Consider the following 17,059-nt stretch of genomic DNA (forward strand, 5'->3'; position numbering starts at 1 on the left):
TTAGTTGAAAATTAAAATTTTATAAAGATAGGAAACTAGTTTTAATGATTAATTCCACTCCTATTAATGGTCAATGCGAGGTGTGAGGGATCACGAAGTTTTTGTTCGCAGTTATTCATCGATCTAAAGTTGTGATAGGCGGTTTTCCATATATGTCCCTTCTGGGCATTTTTCAATGCAGCTTGTTTGTCCAATCCTCCTGCATACCATTCTCCATATTCATGATCGATGAGATATTCTTGAATATAATTCCATTGAAGCTTAAATTTCTCATAATACAACATTGCGTCATCCGGATACAAATCGGCCATGATTAAAAGGGTGTTGAGCCCCTCCGCTTGTGCCCACCAGTTTTTGGTATCCTTGATGACTTCTGGTGTTGATTCCCCTGAAAAATAATATCCCCCATCATAAAATCCCCCTACGTTTTCATCCCAACCAAATTGAAGCGAATGATCCACCATTTTCTTTCCTATTTCCCAGGTAGCATCATCATCTACTAGCCCCAGAACATGTGAAGCCTCCATCATTAAATAGGCCGTCTCTACATCATGACCATAAGAAACATGGTCTATGGAATGGTGCTTGTCTATAGTGGCTTTACCTTCCCCCCTGAAACTAACTGGAGTCCAATCTGGCTGTAAAAACAACTGAAGATAACCTTCGCTCTGAACAATTGTGTCTCTGATCAAAGTCAGCAGTTCCGTAGTTCTTTGCTTCAATAAAGGATCTTTCCAAACAGTATATAATTCAGTAAAAGCTTCTAATAAATGTATAGAGCTGTTTTGGTCTTTGTATCCAATGGTGGATGTAGAAGGAGTACTACTATCTCTAATCAGAGGAGAACCATCCATAGCAAGCGACTGGAAATACCCGCCATACTCAGGATCATAACTGTTTTCCTCCAACCAGTAAAAGGCCTTCTTGGCCAATTCAAGCACTTCTGGATCTGAGGACACCTTATAATAAGCCGCAAGCCCATAAATACCGAAAGAATTTCCATAGGCAGTTTTCGCCCCTTGACCACTGCTTTCTACTTGACCTTCACGACTTAATAAAGTATGAAACCCACCATTTTCTTTGTCCCAAAATTTATCTCTTAAAAAGGTGTATCCAAGCCTTGCTCCTTTCTTATAATGGTCTGTTTCAGAATTTCTCTCTATCATTTTTGATAAGGTCCACAAATGTCTGGCCTGTGAAACAATCATCTTGTCTTGATTTTCAGTAGGATTAAATGCCGCATCAAAGGAACTGATATACCCGCCATATTCGGTATCATAAGCTTTGGGGTACCAATGATTGATTAATTCATTGTTGATGGAGAAAGCGATCTCATCTGCCAATTTAATTCTTTCAGATGTTTGAGCATATAGGGCTTGGCTAAGCCAGCAAGTAAAAAAAACTACAATCGTAAGGAGCTTCATATAATTTTGGGTTTAAATAATTACTTAAATTTAAATTCATTCTTTGGCATTTCCAACTGAACTATTTCTAGGGCGAAAAAGGAAATAAATCTATAATAGATACCCTATTTAAAACAATTCAAGGCTGAAACTTTGAAATATATTTAATTTTTTAGTTAAAAAACTGGGAAACCAATTGACAAACTGGGAAACCCGTTGTATCTTTAAATAAAATTAATTGTTATGTGTCTATGGAGAAATTGACCAAAAAGGAAGAGGAGCTAATGCAAATACTTTGGCAGCTTAAAAAAGCTTTTGTCAAAGACATTGTAGCCAAATATCCTGACCCTAAACCTCATTACAATACCATTTCTTCCCTCGTAAGAGTATTGCAGGAAAAAGAAATAGTAGGATTCAATGTGTATGGTAATACTTATGAATATTTCCCATTGCTTAAGAAAGAGGCCTATCGAAAGGTTTACATGAAGGAAATAATAAGCAATTATTTTGACAATTCATTTTCCAGTGCTGTAGCTGCTTTTGTACAAGAGGAACAATTGGATAAAGATGAAGTAGAGGAATTGATTAATCTAATTAAATCGAAATAAGCTATGGAGGCTATCTTTCTTTATTTGTTGAAGGCATCATTGATAAGTTTGGTATTGTACCTCTCCTACCATTTTATACTTAGAGGACACAAGCAATTCGTATTTAACCGGATCTTCTTGCTGCTTGTGCTCCCGGTGGCACATATTATCCCATTGATACAAATACCTATCCGAGAAGACCTTTCAAGAGCATTGGTGTATGTCAATGAAACCACTCCAATTACTCCCGAAGCTGACATAGCCATCCAAGCAACAAACAATCCTGAAACAATGAATTGGTTAACCATATTGGGCACCCTATATATTATTGGAATAGTTTTCTGTTTACTAAGGTTTGCCCTAAGCTATTTGCAAGCTTACAAAATATACAAAACAGCTAGAAAAAACATGGTGGGAAACCAAACCGTTTACCTATCTCCTGAAAACATCCGAGCTTTTACCTTTATCAATAAAATTATCATCGGAAGCAATATTATCCATCATCCTGATTTGGAAATGGTGGTTGACCATGAAAAGGTACACCTAAATGAAAAGCACTTTATTGATTTATTCCTAATAGAATTTCTTTCAGCCTTTCAATGGTTCAACCCAGTGGTTTATGTTCTAAACAGGGCTATTAGGCTAAATCTCGAGTACAGAGTTGACGACATGGTGACACAAAATTCCAACATGAGGCGGTACCAAATGGCCTTGGTCTCGATGGTGAGCGATCGAATAGCACTTCCTCAATTTACAGAGCTGAATTCCAATAATCTCAAAAACCGTATACTTATGATGAAATCAACTAGTAATTCGAAATTTACAAGGATCAGGAAATTAGCCATTTTGCCTATATTCCTAATTTTATTGGCATGCCTATCCGAAAAAACAACAGCATTCAGGGAAAGTGATGGTAATGAGAATACCTTAATGGCTTCTGAAACCGCAAAAGCTAAAAATAATCCATCAAATAATGAGATTTCTACAATAGATGATTTGAGCAGGTATTTTTCCAAATCGCTAAGGTACCCCGAGGAAGCACGGAAATTTGGTCAAGTTGGGTCAGTAATTTTATATTTTAATGTAGACAATAAAGGAAAATTGACAGGTTTTTATGAAGAGCAACCTTCGGGAGAGGTTTATTATTATCCTGATGGTAGCCTCAAAGGCGATCCCTTCAAAAGTAGTGATATTGTAATCGTCGGCTATGAGAGCAATCCATCAGCAATACCAATACTTATTAATAAATCAAACCAGCATTCAAAACTGTATGAAGAATGCAAAAGAGTAATCAATGCGCTCCCAATTGTAAACATTGATAAACTAAAAGGCAAAACGGTTAAAATAGCATTTGAATTTAAATTAAAATCGATATAGTAACAGAAATAAATCGTATGAGGGCAATTTTGAATGCAATTTCAAATAAAACAAAAACACTTGTCTTGATTTTTTACACTTTATGTGGAAAAATGACCTACAAATAAATTAATAAATCCTTTTCATTCCTTCCTTTTATCAGGATGCCTTATATTTGCGCACGCATAATAAAAAGCCGAGTAGAATGAATGATTTTATAGCTGAATTGAAGTGGCGGGGCATGGTTCAAGACATGACCGCAGGAATTGAAGAACATATTCAAAAAGGTAAAGTAGCAGCCTATCTTGGTTTCGACCCTACTGCTAATTCACTTCATATAGGCCATTTGGTTGGGGTGATGACCTTACTCCATTTTCAGCGCTCAGGACATCAGCCAGTTGCGTTAATAGGTGGTGCTACGGGCATGATAGGAGATCCATCCTTTAAGTCCTCAGAGCGAAACTTATTGGACAAGGCTACTTTGGATCAAAATATTGCTGGCATCAGAAAGCAATTAGAGAAATTTTTAGATTTTGATGCAGAGGCTTCGAACAAAGCCTTGCTGGTCAACAATTACGACTGGATGTCTGAGTTTTCCTTCTTGGAATTCATAAGGGACGTGGGTAAATACATCACTGTCAACTACATGATGGCAAAAGATTCTGTAAAAAGAAGGCTTGAAGATGGCAATGGTCTATCCTTTACTGAGTTTACTTACCAGTTGATCCAAGGCTATGATTTTTATTATTTGTGGAAAAACAAAGGTTGCAGCATTCAGTTAGGCGGCTCGGATCAGTGGGGTAATATTGTTACTGGAACGGAACTGATACGTAAAAAAGCTGGTGGTGAAGCATTTGCACTTACCGTTCCGTTGATTACAAAAGCGGATGGTACTAAATTTGGAAAAACAGAAGGCGGTAGCGTTTGGCTTGATCCTGAAAAGACCTCACCCTATGCTTTTTACCAATTTTGGCTCAATGTTTCTGATGAAGACGCGGCCAAATATATCCGAATATTCACAATATTAGACCAAGAAGCTGTCGAGCGCTTAGAAAAAGAGCACCTAGATGCACCACATCTTCGGGTTTTGCAAAAAGCCTTGGCACAGGAAATAACAATTCTAGTCCATAGCCGTGAAGAATATGAAGTGGCCGTGAAAGCATCAGGAATTTTATTCGGAAAATCTTCACTGGAAGATTTGTCAACATTAGATGAACGTACCTTTCTTCAGGTTTTTGATGGTGTAGATGTCATAGAGATGAATCAAGCAACTTTTGAAAATGCTGAAAATGTCCTTGATTTATTGACTTTAGACCAAACAATTTTTAAATCTAAAGGCGAAGGCAGAAAAATGATACAGGGTGGTGGTGTATCCCTCAACAAGCAGAAAATAGAAAACCCGAACGATAAGGTAGATACCCCTTTGCTTCAAAACAAGTACCTTTTGGTCCAAAAAGGAAAGAAAAATTATTATATAATCAAGGTTCTCGCTTAAGAAATAAAATATAAAGCGATTTATAACAGGCATAAATAGAATATGGGCGTTTACGAAAGACAGCAAAAAGAAAAAAAGATCCTTGAATCAGCCATTGCATTGTTTGCTGAAAAAGGACTCCATGCAACAAAAGTCGAAGACGTAGCCAAGAAAGCTAAAATAAGTAAAGGTCTTGTTTATTTTTATTACAAAAGTAAAGAAGACCTTTACATGGCCATTACTAAAAAGGGCATTGAAGAATTAAAAGAAGTCTTCAACAAGTCATTCGGTAAAGGCAAAGATAAAACAGGAATTGAAGTAATGACAGATTTGGTAAATGGGTACTTTCAATTTGTCCAAGAAAAGAAGGTATTTCACGACGCCATACTCTATTTTCTATCTGTTTTAGAATTGTACCAGCAAAATTCAGAAAAAGTAAATCCATTGCTTTTAGAAAGTCAATTCTTCAATAAATTGCTACAAAGCCACAATGATTTGGCAAAAATTGGCATTAAAGCAATTTCGCAAGGTATAAAAGATGGTAGCATGCGCCCAGATTTGCAGGCTGACAGCACTTTTTACACCATCTGGAGTATGGTAATTGGCTACTGCCAATTGTCAGGCTCTGTTAATTTAGAACCGAATGATATTAAAATCAACATTGAAAGTTGGAAAAATGGTTTCAATAAAATACTTTTTGAGATATTAAAAGGAACCAGCAACCCATATAAAACCCAACCAGTCCAAGGAAATCTTTTTTAGGAGCTGAGTTCAAACGAGAAGAGAAGCAATTGCTTATCAGAAAATCGGCAAAAGCTGATGCATAGGGTAAAGAAAAAAGTTTTCTTCTAAGTCTAGAAAGGTTTGATTCACCTGAAAGGATGAAAAATATGAGTGTATTCCCATTTTAGGCATCTTTATTGTTCTATGAATAAATAGTAGAATTAAATAAAGATAAAACTATGGATTTATTAATAGGAGGCCTTATTATTGTTGCAATAGTTATTGCAATAATTTTGCTTTACAAGAGAATTTTCAACACCAAGCGATCTAAAGTTGGTACTGAACAAGAAATATCTGCCAAAGAGGTTTTGGGTAAGGAAGTTTCCGAAATCAATGATAGGAACATAACCCATCCCAAATCGGACAAAATAAAAAAAGAAGAATAGTACTCTAAATAGGCCCAAGCGTTAAAATAGATTTTGGTTACAATTATTTTATCTTCTTAACGATCAATTAATTCTTAATATTAATTAATCGTTAAGAACACGCCTATATGCACTAACAAACTATAAATCAGTGAATTAATAGCCAATAAAAAAAGATCCCTGGGTGCTACTCCTTTATAGCTAACCTCTTAAATTACACTTGGTTGCAATACTTACTGAGATGTAGGGCATATACTATTGCTTTATTCCTGTTAAAAATTTAAATTTGGTTAGGTATATCTCTTATATATAAAATTAATTTTTATGGATTTAAGCACACTATTTTCATTACATGGCAAAGTCGCTATAATTACTGGCGCAAGTAGTGGCATTGGTTTTTCAATCGCCCATTTTTTTGCTGCAGCAGGAGCTAAGGTGGTGATAAATAGTAGAAATCAAGAAAGACTTGATGAGGCCATTGCTAAGCTTAAAGAAAAAGGCTATGTGGCCATGGGAGTGGCCAATAATATCGGGTATGAGGAGGATAGGAAGAATTTGATAGAGCAAACTGTTAGCAAGTATGGACAAATTGATATTCTTGTAAACAATGCTGCTACCAACCCTGTATACGGGTCTATAGAAAGCACGGACTTAGGTGTGTTCGATAAAATCCTGGATGTGAATTTGAAAGCACCTTATGAGTTGTCAAAACTAAGTCTGCCCTATTTAAAACAATCATCTTCCGCTTCCATTATAAATATTAGCTCAATCAGTGCACTTTCCCCTGAAAAAGGCCTGGGACTTTATAGTGTCAGTAAGTCAGCACTTATCTCTTTAACAAAAGCTTTTGCTAAAGAATGGGGAACCTACAATATTCGCGTAAACGCCATATGCCCAGGATTAATTAAAACCAAATTCAGTGAAGTATTATGGTCTAATCAAGAACTTCGCGAAAAATTTTTAGAAGAACTGCCTTTACAACGAATAGGCGAAGAAGAAGAAATTGGATCAATGGCTTTATTTTTAGCCTCTGAGGCATCTAGTTATACAACAGGTAGCATATTCACAGTTGATGGCGGATTTCAAGCTTAATGTTTTAAATGCCACAATCAATTTTTAAGGGAAATGTCTCCACTTGATTGGAAGCATTTCCCTATAAATTTAAACCACTGAATCTTTAGAGTAAGATTGGATTATTAGTGATAGGTTTGGTCAAGATTCAGACTTTTAATCTTCTATTTTTTGGAAAAGAGCCCATGGTTAATCTCCCTCCTCTTCTTCTTCCTCTTCAGTGACCTCTATAATTCGAACCTTAACTGCTTGCTTGATAGGCGTCACATGCCCACCTATATTCTCAGCAATATAGTAAGTTAATTGAGCTCCAAAAAGAAAGATCACCACAGAATAATACACCCAGATTAATACAACTACTAGTGAACCTGCCGTACCATAATAGCTTCCCACATCTGCACTTCCCAAGTATAGTCCGATTAGAAATTTTCCTAATCCAAAAAGAATCATGGTCACAAAGGCCCCTAACCAAACGTCCTTCCACTTTACCTTGGCATCAGGGAGAATCTTATACATAAGTCCAAACACAAGTACAAATGTGGATTGAGTCACAAGAAAATTAATGACCGATGCAAGTTTCAAAGTACCAGTATCAAAAATATCAGAGAAGTAATTCAGTAAAATTACAATAAATGCGTCTGCAAGAAGAGACACTAGCAATAGAAATCCAATAGAAGCCACCATAGAAAAACTAAGGATTCGATTCATTATAAATTTTAAAAATCCTTTCTCAGGTTTTGGCCTAATATGCCAAATGTGGTTAATGCTGTTTTGCAAACTCACAAATACAGTTGTAGCAGAAAAAATCAGTACCGAAATGGCCACCATTCTAGAATAAAATGTTTGCCCGCTTATGGCTACATTGGTCATGACTCCTTCAAGCGTGGTTGCACTTTCGCTACCCATCATTTTTGAGACTTGAGCCAAGAGCTCTTCTTTTACAGTATCTTCATTTAAAATTACCGAAGCAATGTTAAGTATAATGATCAACAAAGCTGGGAGAGAAAATATGGTATAGAAGGCGGTGGAAGCTGCAAAAGTAATTGAGTCATTCTTCCCAAAATCTTTTACTCCATCTATGAGTATTTCAAAAATGGTATATTTTTTAAGTCTTTTTAATTTATTCTTAATCATATTTTTTCAGGCTGGATTTTATTTTAATATACCAAAAACCATTCCCCATTTTTGGACTGCATTAGATAATTGATTTTTACATGTAAAATAAAAAGCAGCCATGAATCTAGGGATTCAATGGCCAATATTGCCGAATAAACGTTAAGCCCAGTTTATGAAAAAAGAATCTTAAACCTATCTCATGTTTACGAAAAATATTCTAATCTCAAGAAAATCAAACCGTTTGGATATAATAACATGGCACCGCTATGGTGAAATTGAAAACAGCAACGAAGTGGCTAAATTTATCCACCGCGACGGGTAAGCAGGTAATAGGTCGTTTAGTGCATGTTTTGGGTTAGAGTGGGTGCAAATATTAAAGGCTCGCCTCACGCCGATAACATATTGAACTGTTCACCAATGAAAAAAACATCAATAAAACAATGAGGTTTTGTAAATGCTTAAAAAGGCTAAGGCATTAGATAAAATGATATGAAAAGGCGGCAGTGAAGTTATCGGATACCCTGATCTGGATATTTGCCGGTAACGGTTCTACCAAATGCTTTTAATTCTTCTACCTGTTCTTGAAGATTCCCATTTGGGTAGATCATAGGACCAATTCCTGCCAACTTCTTTTTGTAATCTAAAAACCCTATCACTATAGGCACATTGGCACCAAGGGCAATATGGTAAAAACCAGATTTCCAACGTGGCGCATAGCTTCTAGTCCCTTCGGGGGTTACCATCATAACCAACTCTTCCTTTTCCTTAAGCATCTGTATCATGGTTTCGGTATAGGTTTGCTTTCTTTTCCCAATTACCTTTTTCCTGTCGATTGGAATTCCTCCTAAAGCCTTAATTAACCAACCAAGGGGGCCTATCATTATTTCCTTCTTAATAGTGAATTTTACAGGTACTCCCATTATATAAAAAGCTGATAAGGCATATACCAAATCCCAATTACTAGTATGGGGGATCGCAATTAGAACAGCTTTTTTTAAACCTTGTGGCCAATTTCCTGAAACTTTCCAACCAGAAATCCAAACTATAAGACGGGCGATTAATTTCATGATTTCGATAGACTGTTAATGCCCCGGCCTTTTAACCTAGACATAGAGGGGTTTTGAAGTAAAAATTCTTTGCAATATTGGTATCCGGTATTATAAATTTCGGCAGCTCTTTTAATTTCCAAAACACCGAATTGAGCCAGACCAGGGGGATCAATAAAATAATCACATTTATCCTTCCTGCTGTAAACATTGTAATTCAAAGCCATGATCACAGACCGCTCTATCAATCCCTTAATGTTGGGCCCAACTTTCAATTCAGGTAAATTATTGCAATTTATACCAATAATCGCATCACAGGTATTGACTAATGGCTCTACAGGAAGATTGTTTAGCACGCCTCCATCTATGTACAAGTCACCATCGGTTAAAATTGGCTCAAACATACCAGGGATGCAGGATGATGCCATCAACCGCTTTATCAAAGGTCCTTTGGAAAAAAATTCCGTACGATTTTTTTGAAAATTGGTAGCTACAACATAAATAGGGATTTCCAAGGCTGAAAAATCATCTTCTGGCAAATACTTGGCAAACAAGTCTGCCAAAAGATCCATTCTCAACAATGCCTTAAAACTAATTGAAGGCTTGAAGAATTTAAAGTATTTAGTTTGAACAATAATATCAAAGATTTCTTTTGGTTGATAGCCATGAGCGTACATCGCAGCAACGATAGCTCCTGCACTACTACCTGAAAGACAATCAGGATAAATACCTTCCTCATTTAGCCCTTGCAAAATCCCAAGGTGCGCAATACCTCTTACTCCACCTCCGGACAGTGCGACTCCTAATTTATTGGTATGTTCCAAAATAATAATTAAATGGAAATCTTAAATCGCTCCACAATTCCTGCAATAAATAATATTTATTCTTGAACAAAACCCATAGAGCAAAACTTTTCTATACGTTTTTCTATGCGTTTATCCACTTTCATTTTGTCAAGCTCAACCAAAGACTCATTTATTTTATCTTTGATTCTCAAAGCCATGTTTTGCAAATTTCTATGCGCTCCACCAAGGGGCTCTTCTATAATAGAATCGATTAACCCATTACTTTTCATGTCCGGCCCTGTCAATTTAAGCGCTTCGGCAGCCTGCTCTTTATGGTCCCAACTTCTCCATAAAATGGTAGAACAGTTTTCAGGAGAGATCACAGAGTACCATGAATTTTCTAGCATCATGACCTTGTCTCCAATGGCAATCCCTAAAGCACCACCAGAAGCACCTTCACCAATTATGATGCAAATTACAGGGACTTTAAGCTTAAACATCTCTCTAAGGTTTTTAGCAATCGCTTCACCTTGTCCTCTTTCTTCAGCTTCTATTCCCGGATAGGCTCCTGGAGTATCTATTAAAGTCACGATAGGCTTGTTAAATTTTTCGGCCATCTTCATTAGCCTCAACGCCTTTCTGTAACCTTCAGGATTGGCCATTCCGAAATTTCTTTCTTGTCGCAGTTTGGTATTTCTACCTTTCTGTTGGCCTATAAACATCACCGAACGTCCGTCTATGTCTCCAAGGCCTCCAATCATTGCCTTATCATCCTTTACGGTTCTATCACCATGCAGCTCTATAAAATTATCAGTCATTTCATAGATATAATCTAAAGCATAAGGCCTATCGGCATGCCTTGAAAGCTGCACCCGCTGCCATCGGGTAAGGTTTTGAAAAGTTTCTCTTTTTAAAACTTGAAGCTTTTCATCCAGAGATTTAATATCTGTTGACAGATCTATGTTTTTTTCATTGGCCAATTGAATCATTTCCTGAAGCTTAAGTTCAAGATCAGCAATAGGCTTTTCAAATTCTAATACCATAAATTGATGTTTTGAAGTATCAAAGATAAAAATTAATTTTTGATTACATGACCAACTTTTATCAAAGATGTTTTATACGCTATTAAGTCAAGGTAAAATCCTACCATCTTTCATGGTAAGCATTCTATCTGACATTCCAGCCAAAGATTGGTTATGGGTAACAATTACAAACGACTGCCCTAATTCATCCCTTAGTTTAAAGAACAACTCATGAAGGGCTTGGGCATTTTCTGTATCGAGGTTACCGCTTGGCTCATCTGCAAAGATTATATCAGGGCTATTGACAAGTGCTCTTGCTACCGCTACACGCTGTTGTTCTCCACCGGAAAGCTGCGCAGGTTTGTGACCCAGCCTAGAAGTAATCCCAAGTAGATTGGCTAATTCAGCTGTTCTTTTTCTAAGCATATTCTCAGGCTTTTTACCAATTAGACCTGGAATCCATATATTTTCTTCAGCAGTAAATTCTGGAAGCAAATTATGAAATTGAAAGATAAAGCTTATTCTATCATTCCTAAAGCTTGCCAAATTATCGCCACTTAGTTTAAGCACGTCTATATTGTCTACCATTAAACTGCCTTGGTCAGGCTTATCTAAGGTACCAAGAATATGCAATAAGGTACTTTTACCTGCACCAGATGCGCCAACTATGGACACTATTTCTCCTTTCTCTATGGTTACATCTACTCCTTTAAGGACATGGAGATCTCCATAATATTTCTGAAGTGATTTGGCGTAGAGCATAGGATTAGCGGTAGTTGAATTTAGTGTTGATGACAAACATACTTGTATTTTAAAATTAATCAAAAATATAATTACTATTGCGCTTTTAAATTTATAGCATTCCAAGAGAGCTATGCACTTGATTTATAAGGTGTGAAAACTTAATAATGACTAAAACAGAAAAAAAACATTTAAAGAATGAATAAAAAGCCGCTCCTAAATCTTGAATAATCGGACATTTGACATTAACTTCGAGCAAAAATTTGACCAGAATGAATATACACGAATATCAAGCTAAAGAAGTTTTAAAATCTTACGGAGTTAAAATCCAAGAAGGGATTGTTGCGGAAAGCCCTGAAGCTGCTCTAGAAGCGGCAAAGAAGCTTAATGCAGATACAGGTACTTCCTGGTATGTTCTAAAAGCACAAATCCATGCTGGAGGTAGAGGTAAAGGAGAAATTAAAGAAACCGGATCAAGAGGCGTGGTTTTGGCAAAATCGTTAGAAGAAGTTTCAGAGAAAGCCAAAGCAATTTTGGGTGGCACTCTAGTTACTATTCAAACAGGTGAAGAAGGAAAATTGGTTAAAAAAATCTTGGTCGCACAAGATGTTTATTATCCTGGAAATTCAGAGCCAAAAGAATATTATTTGTCAATATTATTGGACAGAGCTACTGGCAGCAATATTATAATGGCATCTACAGAAGGCGGAGTGAACATTGAAGAAATCGCTGAAAACACCCCTGAGAAAATAATCAAGGAGTGGGTAGATCCTATGTTGGGCATCCAGCCTTATCAAGCAAGAAACGTAGCCTTCAAGCTTGGCTTGGAAGGAAATGCATTTAAGGAAATGGTGAAGTTTATCATGGCCCTTTATGCAGCATATGATGCAAGTGATGCATCACAATTTGAAATTAACCCAGTATTGAAAACATCTGATGATCATATTTTGGCAGTAGATGCTAAGGTAAACTTGGATGACAATGCGCTATACAGGAATAAAAGTCTTGCTGAGATGAGAGATGTTGATGAGGAGGATCCATTTGAGGTGGAAGCAGCCAAATCAGGACTTAACTACGTGAAACTTGATGGAAACGTTGGTTGTATGGTAAATGGTGCCGGGCTTGCTATGGCCACCATGGACATGATCAAACTTTCTGGTGGCGAGCCGGCAAACTTCCTAGACGTTGGAGGCGGGGCCAATGCTCAAACTGTTGAAGCTGGTTTTAGAATCATTCTTAAAGATCCTAAGGTTAAAGCCATTCTAATAAATGTCTTTGGTGGAATCGTTAGGTGTGACAGAATTGCATCCGGAGTGGTTGAAGCTTATAAATCTATTGGTGATATCAGAGTTCCAATTATTGTAAGACTACAAGGTACTAACGCCGAAGAAGGCGCAAAAATCATAGACGAATCAGGTCTTAAAGTTACTTCTGCAATTACTTTGAAAGAAGCTGCAGAAAAAGTACAAAATGTGCTAAATGCTTAATTAATTTAACTAATATTGCGGCCCCATAGGCCTGCATGCACTCGTAGTTCAACTGGATAGAATATCGGATTTCGGCTCCGAGGGTTGAGGGTTCGAATCCTTCCGAGTGTACATAAAAGGCCCCTTATGAAATTCATAAGGGGCCTTTTTTAATTAAAGAACATGTAAAACTGAAAAGTTTTAAATACCCCCATCAAGTAACAAAGCAGTAGGCTTTTCCTAAGGGGGTAAATAAGCCTTCGTTTAGTGTCTTATGATTCTTTGATCCACTTGAACAACGTTTGGTAAGTGACACCCGTATCCTTACTGAAATCAGCCTTGGTTTTACCTTCTGCTTCAGCTTGCTTCCAATTAGCAAGTATACTTGCTTTTTCATCTGCTGAATAAGTACGTCTTCCTCGCGTGGCTGTTTTATCCGCCTTGGCGTCTACTCCGTAAATAAATTGTATAAGGCCCATAAGTTTAGAAGCCTCGTTTTTAGAAGATAAGCCTAAATCGTTTAGGTCAGCAATTGCTGAATCTTTTAAATTTTTTGTTGTAAAGGGATGGTTACCTTTCTTGTGCGCTTCGTCAATAGAATGGAAAATATTTCCATCTGCATCTTCCATATAAACCACAGCATTGGTTTTAGAAAGATCTGAATACTTGTTTAAAAATTCTTGAATAGACATAATATATTAATTATTTAGATGATAATACTTGGCAAGTTACATTATAATTTTTACTTGGTTTACAAAATCCATACCGGAAATTGTATTTTATTTATTTTCTTAAAGTAAAACGCATTAAAATGATAATTGTTTTAATGATGTTGACAAAAAGCAGAGAAAATAAATTTTTATCTTCCACTCCATTTATACAATTAGCGGGGTTTCCGGAAACGTTAACGATAAATATGTTAAATTTTATTAAAAATTTTATTTATACGTCCAACACGAATCCTGAATTGATTTTTGGAATTAAGCCTTTAAGTATTTTTTTTAAATAATCTAGGATTTTTAAAACTAAATCGATAAGTTTAAATAGGCTTGTTTCTAACTTGGACAATTTGTATATGGTTTCACCCATAAAGTAGGTAACAAAACCTTAGTCCTTGATCAATTATTGTTCTTTTACCCAATAAAATCAGGGGCTGCCATACCCTTAATTTTCAAAGTTTATGGCTTGAGAAATTATAGTGCGAATTCTTTTTAGATTTTAAATCTGACAGAAAAAAAATACTTATCTGCAAAAATATTTAAAAACTGAATATGGCTTTAATCATCAATTTTATTTGGCAAAGCATCGTTTGCCTCTCCTTTTTTTACGCCTTTTATTGGGTTTTTTTAAAGGATGAAAAAACTTTCATGTTTAACAGGATTTATTTATTAATAACGCCTATTTTAGCCATAGCCTTCTCGCTAATCGAAATCCCTGTTTCTTTTGAAAAGCCGAGTATATCCTTAGAGAACACAGCCTTTTTAAAGGCCTTTGATATTAATACTCAAAGTGAAATAGCTGGAACCTATGGACTACCTGAAGTAACCGTGACGGGTAGTAGGTTACCAACCTTATGGGTGTTTACTGATTATTTATATCTAGGTTATCTAATAGTTGTCCTGTTTTTATTTGCCAAATTTTATTGGCAGTTTCTTCAACTAAAAGAAATTTTAAGAAAAGGATGGTACCAAACAACTTACATTCTCAAAGAAAATTATTTCAAAGTACCTACTTTTGGGCTTGCACCAGTATTCTCTTACTTCGACAAAATATTTTGGGATGACGCCATTGTTTTAAGTGCCAGAGAAAAAAAACAAATTCTAATTCACGAAATCGAACATGTTAAACAAAAACACAGCTATGATGTAATTGTATATCAAGTGATGTGTAATATTTTTTGGTTTAACCCCATCATTCACTTAATGCACAATGCGTTAATTGATTTACATGAATTTCAGGCTGATGAAAAAGTCATTAAAGATGTAGAACTTAAAGATACCTACCCAAAATTAGTTGCCAAGATGGCTTTTCAAGGTTTAGATCTACCTTTGGGTAATTATTTTATTCGTTCTACCACCCTGAAACGAATTCAAATGATGAAAGCAACCAAAAAAACGAATTGGTTTAAGCTAGGGATGTTAATCCCCCTAATGGTCATGGTTTTCGGTTTAATCTCCATGAAAACCAACAGCAGTGTAATATCCTTTAATAACTATTCAACTCAACCCATCTCTTTTCTGAAAAATCAGATTGAAGCGTTTCAGGATTCATTGGCGGTTGGCATCAAATTAAAGAGTATCAAAAATCCAACTCACTATGAAAGCATTGGAAAACTTAACCATGAATCGCTCAACGTTCAAGTTGGCGAATTGTCCTACGAGTTTACTGGAATCAAAAATCAACAAGAATATTTAAAAATCCTTAGTTTGGTTGAGGCATTAAGACCCAATTCAACACTCAATAAAAAGTATGAAAATGCCTACCATTATTACGCTATCGACCATAAGCCGGAGCCCAAGATAGGTTGGCAAGCTTGGGAAAATTATCTAACGAGTAAAATTCCTGAACCACTTATAGACGAAATACCTATAGCTGGAGGAAATGTTGAGTTGGAGTTTGTAATAAACCAAGAAGCTAAAGTAGTAAATGCCTCTATCAAAAAAAGCTTGGGTCATGAGATTGATCAAATTTTATTAGCAGCCCTTACGAATACTGAAAGTCCTGCTTGGCATCCGGGTAAAGAGGCCAATGAAAATATTGCAGTTATAATAAATGCTAAGATTGAAATTCAAAAACTGAATCAACATGAAAATAGTATAAATAACTTAGCATTATCTACAGATAATAAACAAATACCTACTAAAGGAAGTCAGAATGACTTTCCCAATACATTTCCAGAAAATCTAGCAATCAAGGTAAAGGATGACCTCAAATCCGGAGATATTACGCTTGGGGCCCAGTTCAAAAACCATTTAGGCAACATGCTAACTTTTCCTATGGGATCTATTAAAGATGGCATATCTGGTACTGCAATTCTGAGGCTTAAAACGAATTCCGAGGGTGAATTAACAGACATATCCTTTTTACAAAACATTAATTCACAATTTGAAGAATCTATAATAAATGCATTAAAAAAGGCGCCAAACCTTACACCAATACTTCAAAAGGATGAATACGAATTGTTCTTACCGATCTCCTTCAAAATAAATGGGGCAAGCATAAATAATGTAATTCCAAATTTGGATAAGGCATATGGAGATGTTATTTATATAGATGGCTTCAAGGCTCAAGAAAAGAGAATTACTAAAAACCCCTTTAATTTTCCCATAGAAGAAATTCCAGTCCATATTATTGAACAGGGCTTGGTTTCTTTTAATGGTGTCGTCCTGCCTATTAATTCAAGCTTATCTAATATTATCAATGTTTATACCGGTTACCATTCCATTAATCCGCAAAAGATAAGCGTCAGGCTTTCCGCTGGAAAAAACATTAAAATGGGCGAAGTGCAAAATGTGCAGCTAGCCCTTAAAAAGGCTGGAATTAATAAATTAAACTTTAATGCAGAAGACAATCAACCTAGACTAAATGCTAAGAATACCCCTGTATTTATTATTGATGGAATATTACACTTAAATGCTAGTATTATTAGTTTTCCTAAACCTGAAGAGATAGACTCCATTTCAATGGTGAGTTCAGAGAAATTGCATTTGTATGGAAATAAAACCAAAAATGGCGCAATTGTTATCAAAACAAAGCAATAAATTTGATGGACCAGTTTCATTAGATAATTTGGCTAAAAGAGCTTTCTAACGCTACTTAAACCTACCTTTTGGTAGGTTTTTTT

The 17,059-nt window shown here is 36.0% G+C and carries 15 protein-coding genes and 1 tRNA gene; 9 read left to right on the forward strand and 7 right to left on the reverse strand.

Features of this window, described 5'->3' with window-relative positions:
• Nucleotides 1–41: 41 nt before the first annotated feature.
• Nucleotides 42–1,424: an AGE family epimerase/isomerase gene (locus AAC073_RS13500; protein ID WP_339924305.1), complete on the reverse strand. Its 1,383-nt coding sequence runs from the start codon at nt 1,422–1,424 to the stop codon at nt 42–44.
• A gap of 230 nt (nt 1,425–1,654) precedes the next feature.
• Between AAC073_RS13500 and AAC073_RS13505 the strand changes: the two genes are divergently transcribed.
• The 6 genes from AAC073_RS13505 to AAC073_RS13530 all read left to right on the forward strand — a co-directional run bounded on the left by AAC073_RS13505 (nt 1,655) and on the right by AAC073_RS13530 (nt 7,060).
• Nucleotides 1,655–2,011, forward strand: coding sequence for a BlaI/MecI/CopY family transcriptional regulator (locus tag AAC073_RS13505; RefSeq protein WP_339924306.1), 357 nt, complete (start codon nt 1,655–1,657; stop codon nt 2,009–2,011).
• Between the two features lie 3 nt (nt 2,012–2,014).
• Nucleotides 2,015–3,367 (forward strand): M56 family metallopeptidase, encoded by a 1,353-nt coding sequence (locus AAC073_RS13510; protein ID WP_339924307.1) that lies wholly within the window; start codon nt 2,015–2,017, stop codon nt 3,365–3,367.
• A 184-nt stretch (nt 3,368–3,551) separates the two neighbouring features.
• A complete protein-coding gene (tyrS, locus tag AAC073_RS13515; protein ID WP_339924308.1) occupies nt 3,552–4,841 on the forward strand; it encodes a tyrosine--tRNA ligase in 1,290 nt (429 codons plus the stop codon).
• 42 nt (nt 4,842–4,883) lie between these two features.
• Nucleotides 4,884–5,582: a TetR/AcrR family transcriptional regulator gene (locus AAC073_RS13520; protein ID WP_339924309.1), complete on the forward strand. Its 699-nt coding sequence runs from the start codon at nt 4,884–4,886 to the stop codon at nt 5,580–5,582.
• Nucleotides 5,583–5,782: 200 nt separating this feature from the next.
• The gene (locus AAC073_RS13525; protein ID WP_339924310.1) at nt 5,783–5,989 is read left to right on the forward strand and encodes a hypothetical protein; all 207 of its coding nucleotides are present in this window, start codon (nt 5,783–5,785) and stop codon (nt 5,987–5,989) included.
• A gap of 303 nt (nt 5,990–6,292) precedes the next feature.
• Nucleotides 6,293–7,060, forward strand: coding sequence for an SDR family oxidoreductase (locus AAC073_RS13530; RefSeq protein WP_339924311.1), 768 nt, complete (start codon nt 6,293–6,295; stop codon nt 7,058–7,060).
• Between the two features lie 168 nt (nt 7,061–7,228).
• Here AAC073_RS13530 and AAC073_RS13535 read toward each other — a convergent pair whose 3' ends face one another.
• From AAC073_RS13535 to AAC073_RS13555, 5 genes are all read right to left on the reverse strand, one after another.
• Complete coding sequence (locus AAC073_RS13535) at nt 7,229–8,173, reverse strand: YihY/virulence factor BrkB family protein (protein WP_339924312.1); 945 nt, start codon at nt 8,171–8,173, stop codon at nt 7,229–7,231.
• 491 nt (nt 8,174–8,664) lie between these two features.
• On the reverse strand, nt 8,665–9,222 hold the full coding sequence (locus AAC073_RS13540; protein ID WP_339924313.1) for a 1-acyl-sn-glycerol-3-phosphate acyltransferase: 558 nt from the start codon (nt 9,220–9,222) through the stop codon (nt 8,665–8,667).
• A complete protein-coding gene (locus AAC073_RS13545; RefSeq protein WP_339924314.1) occupies nt 9,219–10,025 on the reverse strand; it encodes a patatin-like phospholipase family protein in 807 nt (268 codons plus the stop codon). Before AAC073_RS13545 ends, AAC073_RS13540 begins: the two co-directional genes overlap by 4 nt.
• A 56-nt stretch (nt 10,026–10,081) precedes the next feature.
• Nucleotides 10,082–11,029 carry an acetyl-CoA carboxylase carboxyltransferase subunit alpha gene (locus AAC073_RS13550; protein ID WP_339924315.1) on the reverse strand — a complete coding sequence of 316 codons (948 nt, stop codon included), beginning with the start codon at nt 11,027–11,029 and terminating at the stop codon, nt 10,082–10,084.
• An 87-nt stretch (nt 11,030–11,116) separates the two neighbouring features.
• Nucleotides 11,117–11,770, reverse strand: a complete 654-nt coding sequence (locus tag AAC073_RS13555) for an ABC transporter ATP-binding protein (protein ID WP_339924345.1) — start codon at nt 11,768–11,770, stop codon at nt 11,117–11,119.
• A 251-nt stretch (nt 11,771–12,021) separates the two neighbouring features.
• Between AAC073_RS13555 and sucC the strand changes: the two genes are divergently transcribed.
• Nucleotides 12,022–13,236 (forward strand): ADP-forming succinate--CoA ligase subunit beta, encoded by a 1,215-nt coding sequence (gene sucC / locus AAC073_RS13560; RefSeq protein WP_339924316.1) that lies wholly within the window; start codon nt 12,022–12,024, stop codon nt 13,234–13,236.
• A 37-nt stretch (nt 13,237–13,273) separates the two neighbouring features.
• Nucleotides 13,274–13,347: transfer RNA gene (locus AAC073_RS13565), tRNA-Arg, on the forward strand.
• 140 nt (nt 13,348–13,487) lie between these two features.
• Here AAC073_RS13565 and AAC073_RS13570 read toward each other — a convergent pair.
• Nucleotides 13,488–13,907 (reverse strand): hypothetical protein, encoded by a 420-nt coding sequence (locus AAC073_RS13570; RefSeq protein ID WP_339924317.1) that lies wholly within the window; start codon nt 13,905–13,907, stop codon nt 13,488–13,490.
• A gap of 579 nt (nt 13,908–14,486) precedes the next feature.
• Here AAC073_RS13570 and AAC073_RS13575 point away from each other — a divergent pair.
• On the forward strand, nt 14,487–16,976 hold the full coding sequence (locus AAC073_RS13575) for a M56 family metallopeptidase (RefSeq protein ID WP_339924318.1): 2,490 nt from the start codon (nt 14,487–14,489) through the stop codon (nt 16,974–16,976).
• The last annotated feature ends 83 nt before the right edge of the window (nt 16,977–17,059 follow it).

This window comes from uncultured Cyclobacterium sp. (assembly GCF_963977555.1).
Lineage (GTDB): Bacteria > Bacteroidota > Bacteroidia > Cytophagales > Cyclobacteriaceae > Cyclobacterium.

Coding starts and splice junctions, on each gene's coding strand:
- AAC073_RS13550 (WP_339924315.1), bottom strand. CDS start 11,029: ATGGTATTAGAATTTGAAAAGCCTATTGCTGATCTTGAACTTAAGCTT.
- tyrS (WP_339924308.1), top strand. CDS start 3,552: ATGAATGATTTTATAGCTGAATTGAAGTGGCGGGGCATGGTTCAAGAC.
- AAC073_RS13520 (WP_339924309.1), top strand. CDS start 4,884: ATGGGCGTTTACGAAAGACAGCAAAAAGAAAAAAAGATCCTTGAATCA.
- AAC073_RS13540 (WP_339924313.1), bottom strand. CDS start 9,222: ATGAAATTAATCGCCCGTCTTATAGTTTGGATTTCTGGTTGGAAAGTT.
- sucC (WP_339924316.1), top strand. CDS start 12,022: ATGAATATACACGAATATCAAGCTAAAGAAGTTTTAAAATCTTACGGA.
- AAC073_RS13575 (WP_339924318.1), top strand. CDS start 14,487: ATGGCTTTAATCATCAATTTTATTTGGCAAAGCATCGTTTGCCTCTCC.
- AAC073_RS13535 (WP_339924312.1), bottom strand. CDS start 8,173: ATGATTAAGAATAAATTAAAAAGACTTAAAAAATATACCATTTTTGAA.
- AAC073_RS13525 (WP_339924310.1), top strand. CDS start 5,783: ATGGATTTATTAATAGGAGGCCTTATTATTGTTGCAATAGTTATTGCA.
- AAC073_RS13505 (WP_339924306.1), top strand. CDS start 1,655: ATGGAGAAATTGACCAAAAAGGAAGAGGAGCTAATGCAAATACTTTGG.
- AAC073_RS13500 (WP_339924305.1), bottom strand. CDS start 1,424: ATGAAGCTCCTTACGATTGTAGTTTTTTTTACTTGCTGGCTTAGCCAA.
- AAC073_RS13510 (WP_339924307.1), top strand. CDS start 2,015: ATGGAGGCTATCTTTCTTTATTTGTTGAAGGCATCATTGATAAGTTTG.
- AAC073_RS13570 (WP_339924317.1), bottom strand. CDS start 13,907: ATGTCTATTCAAGAATTTTTAAACAAGTATTCAGATCTTTCTAAAACC.
- AAC073_RS13530 (WP_339924311.1), top strand. CDS start 6,293: ATGGATTTAAGCACACTATTTTCATTACATGGCAAAGTCGCTATAATT.
- AAC073_RS13555 (WP_339924345.1), bottom strand. CDS start 11,770: ATGCTCTACGCCAAATCACTTCAGAAATATTATGGAGATCTCCATGTC.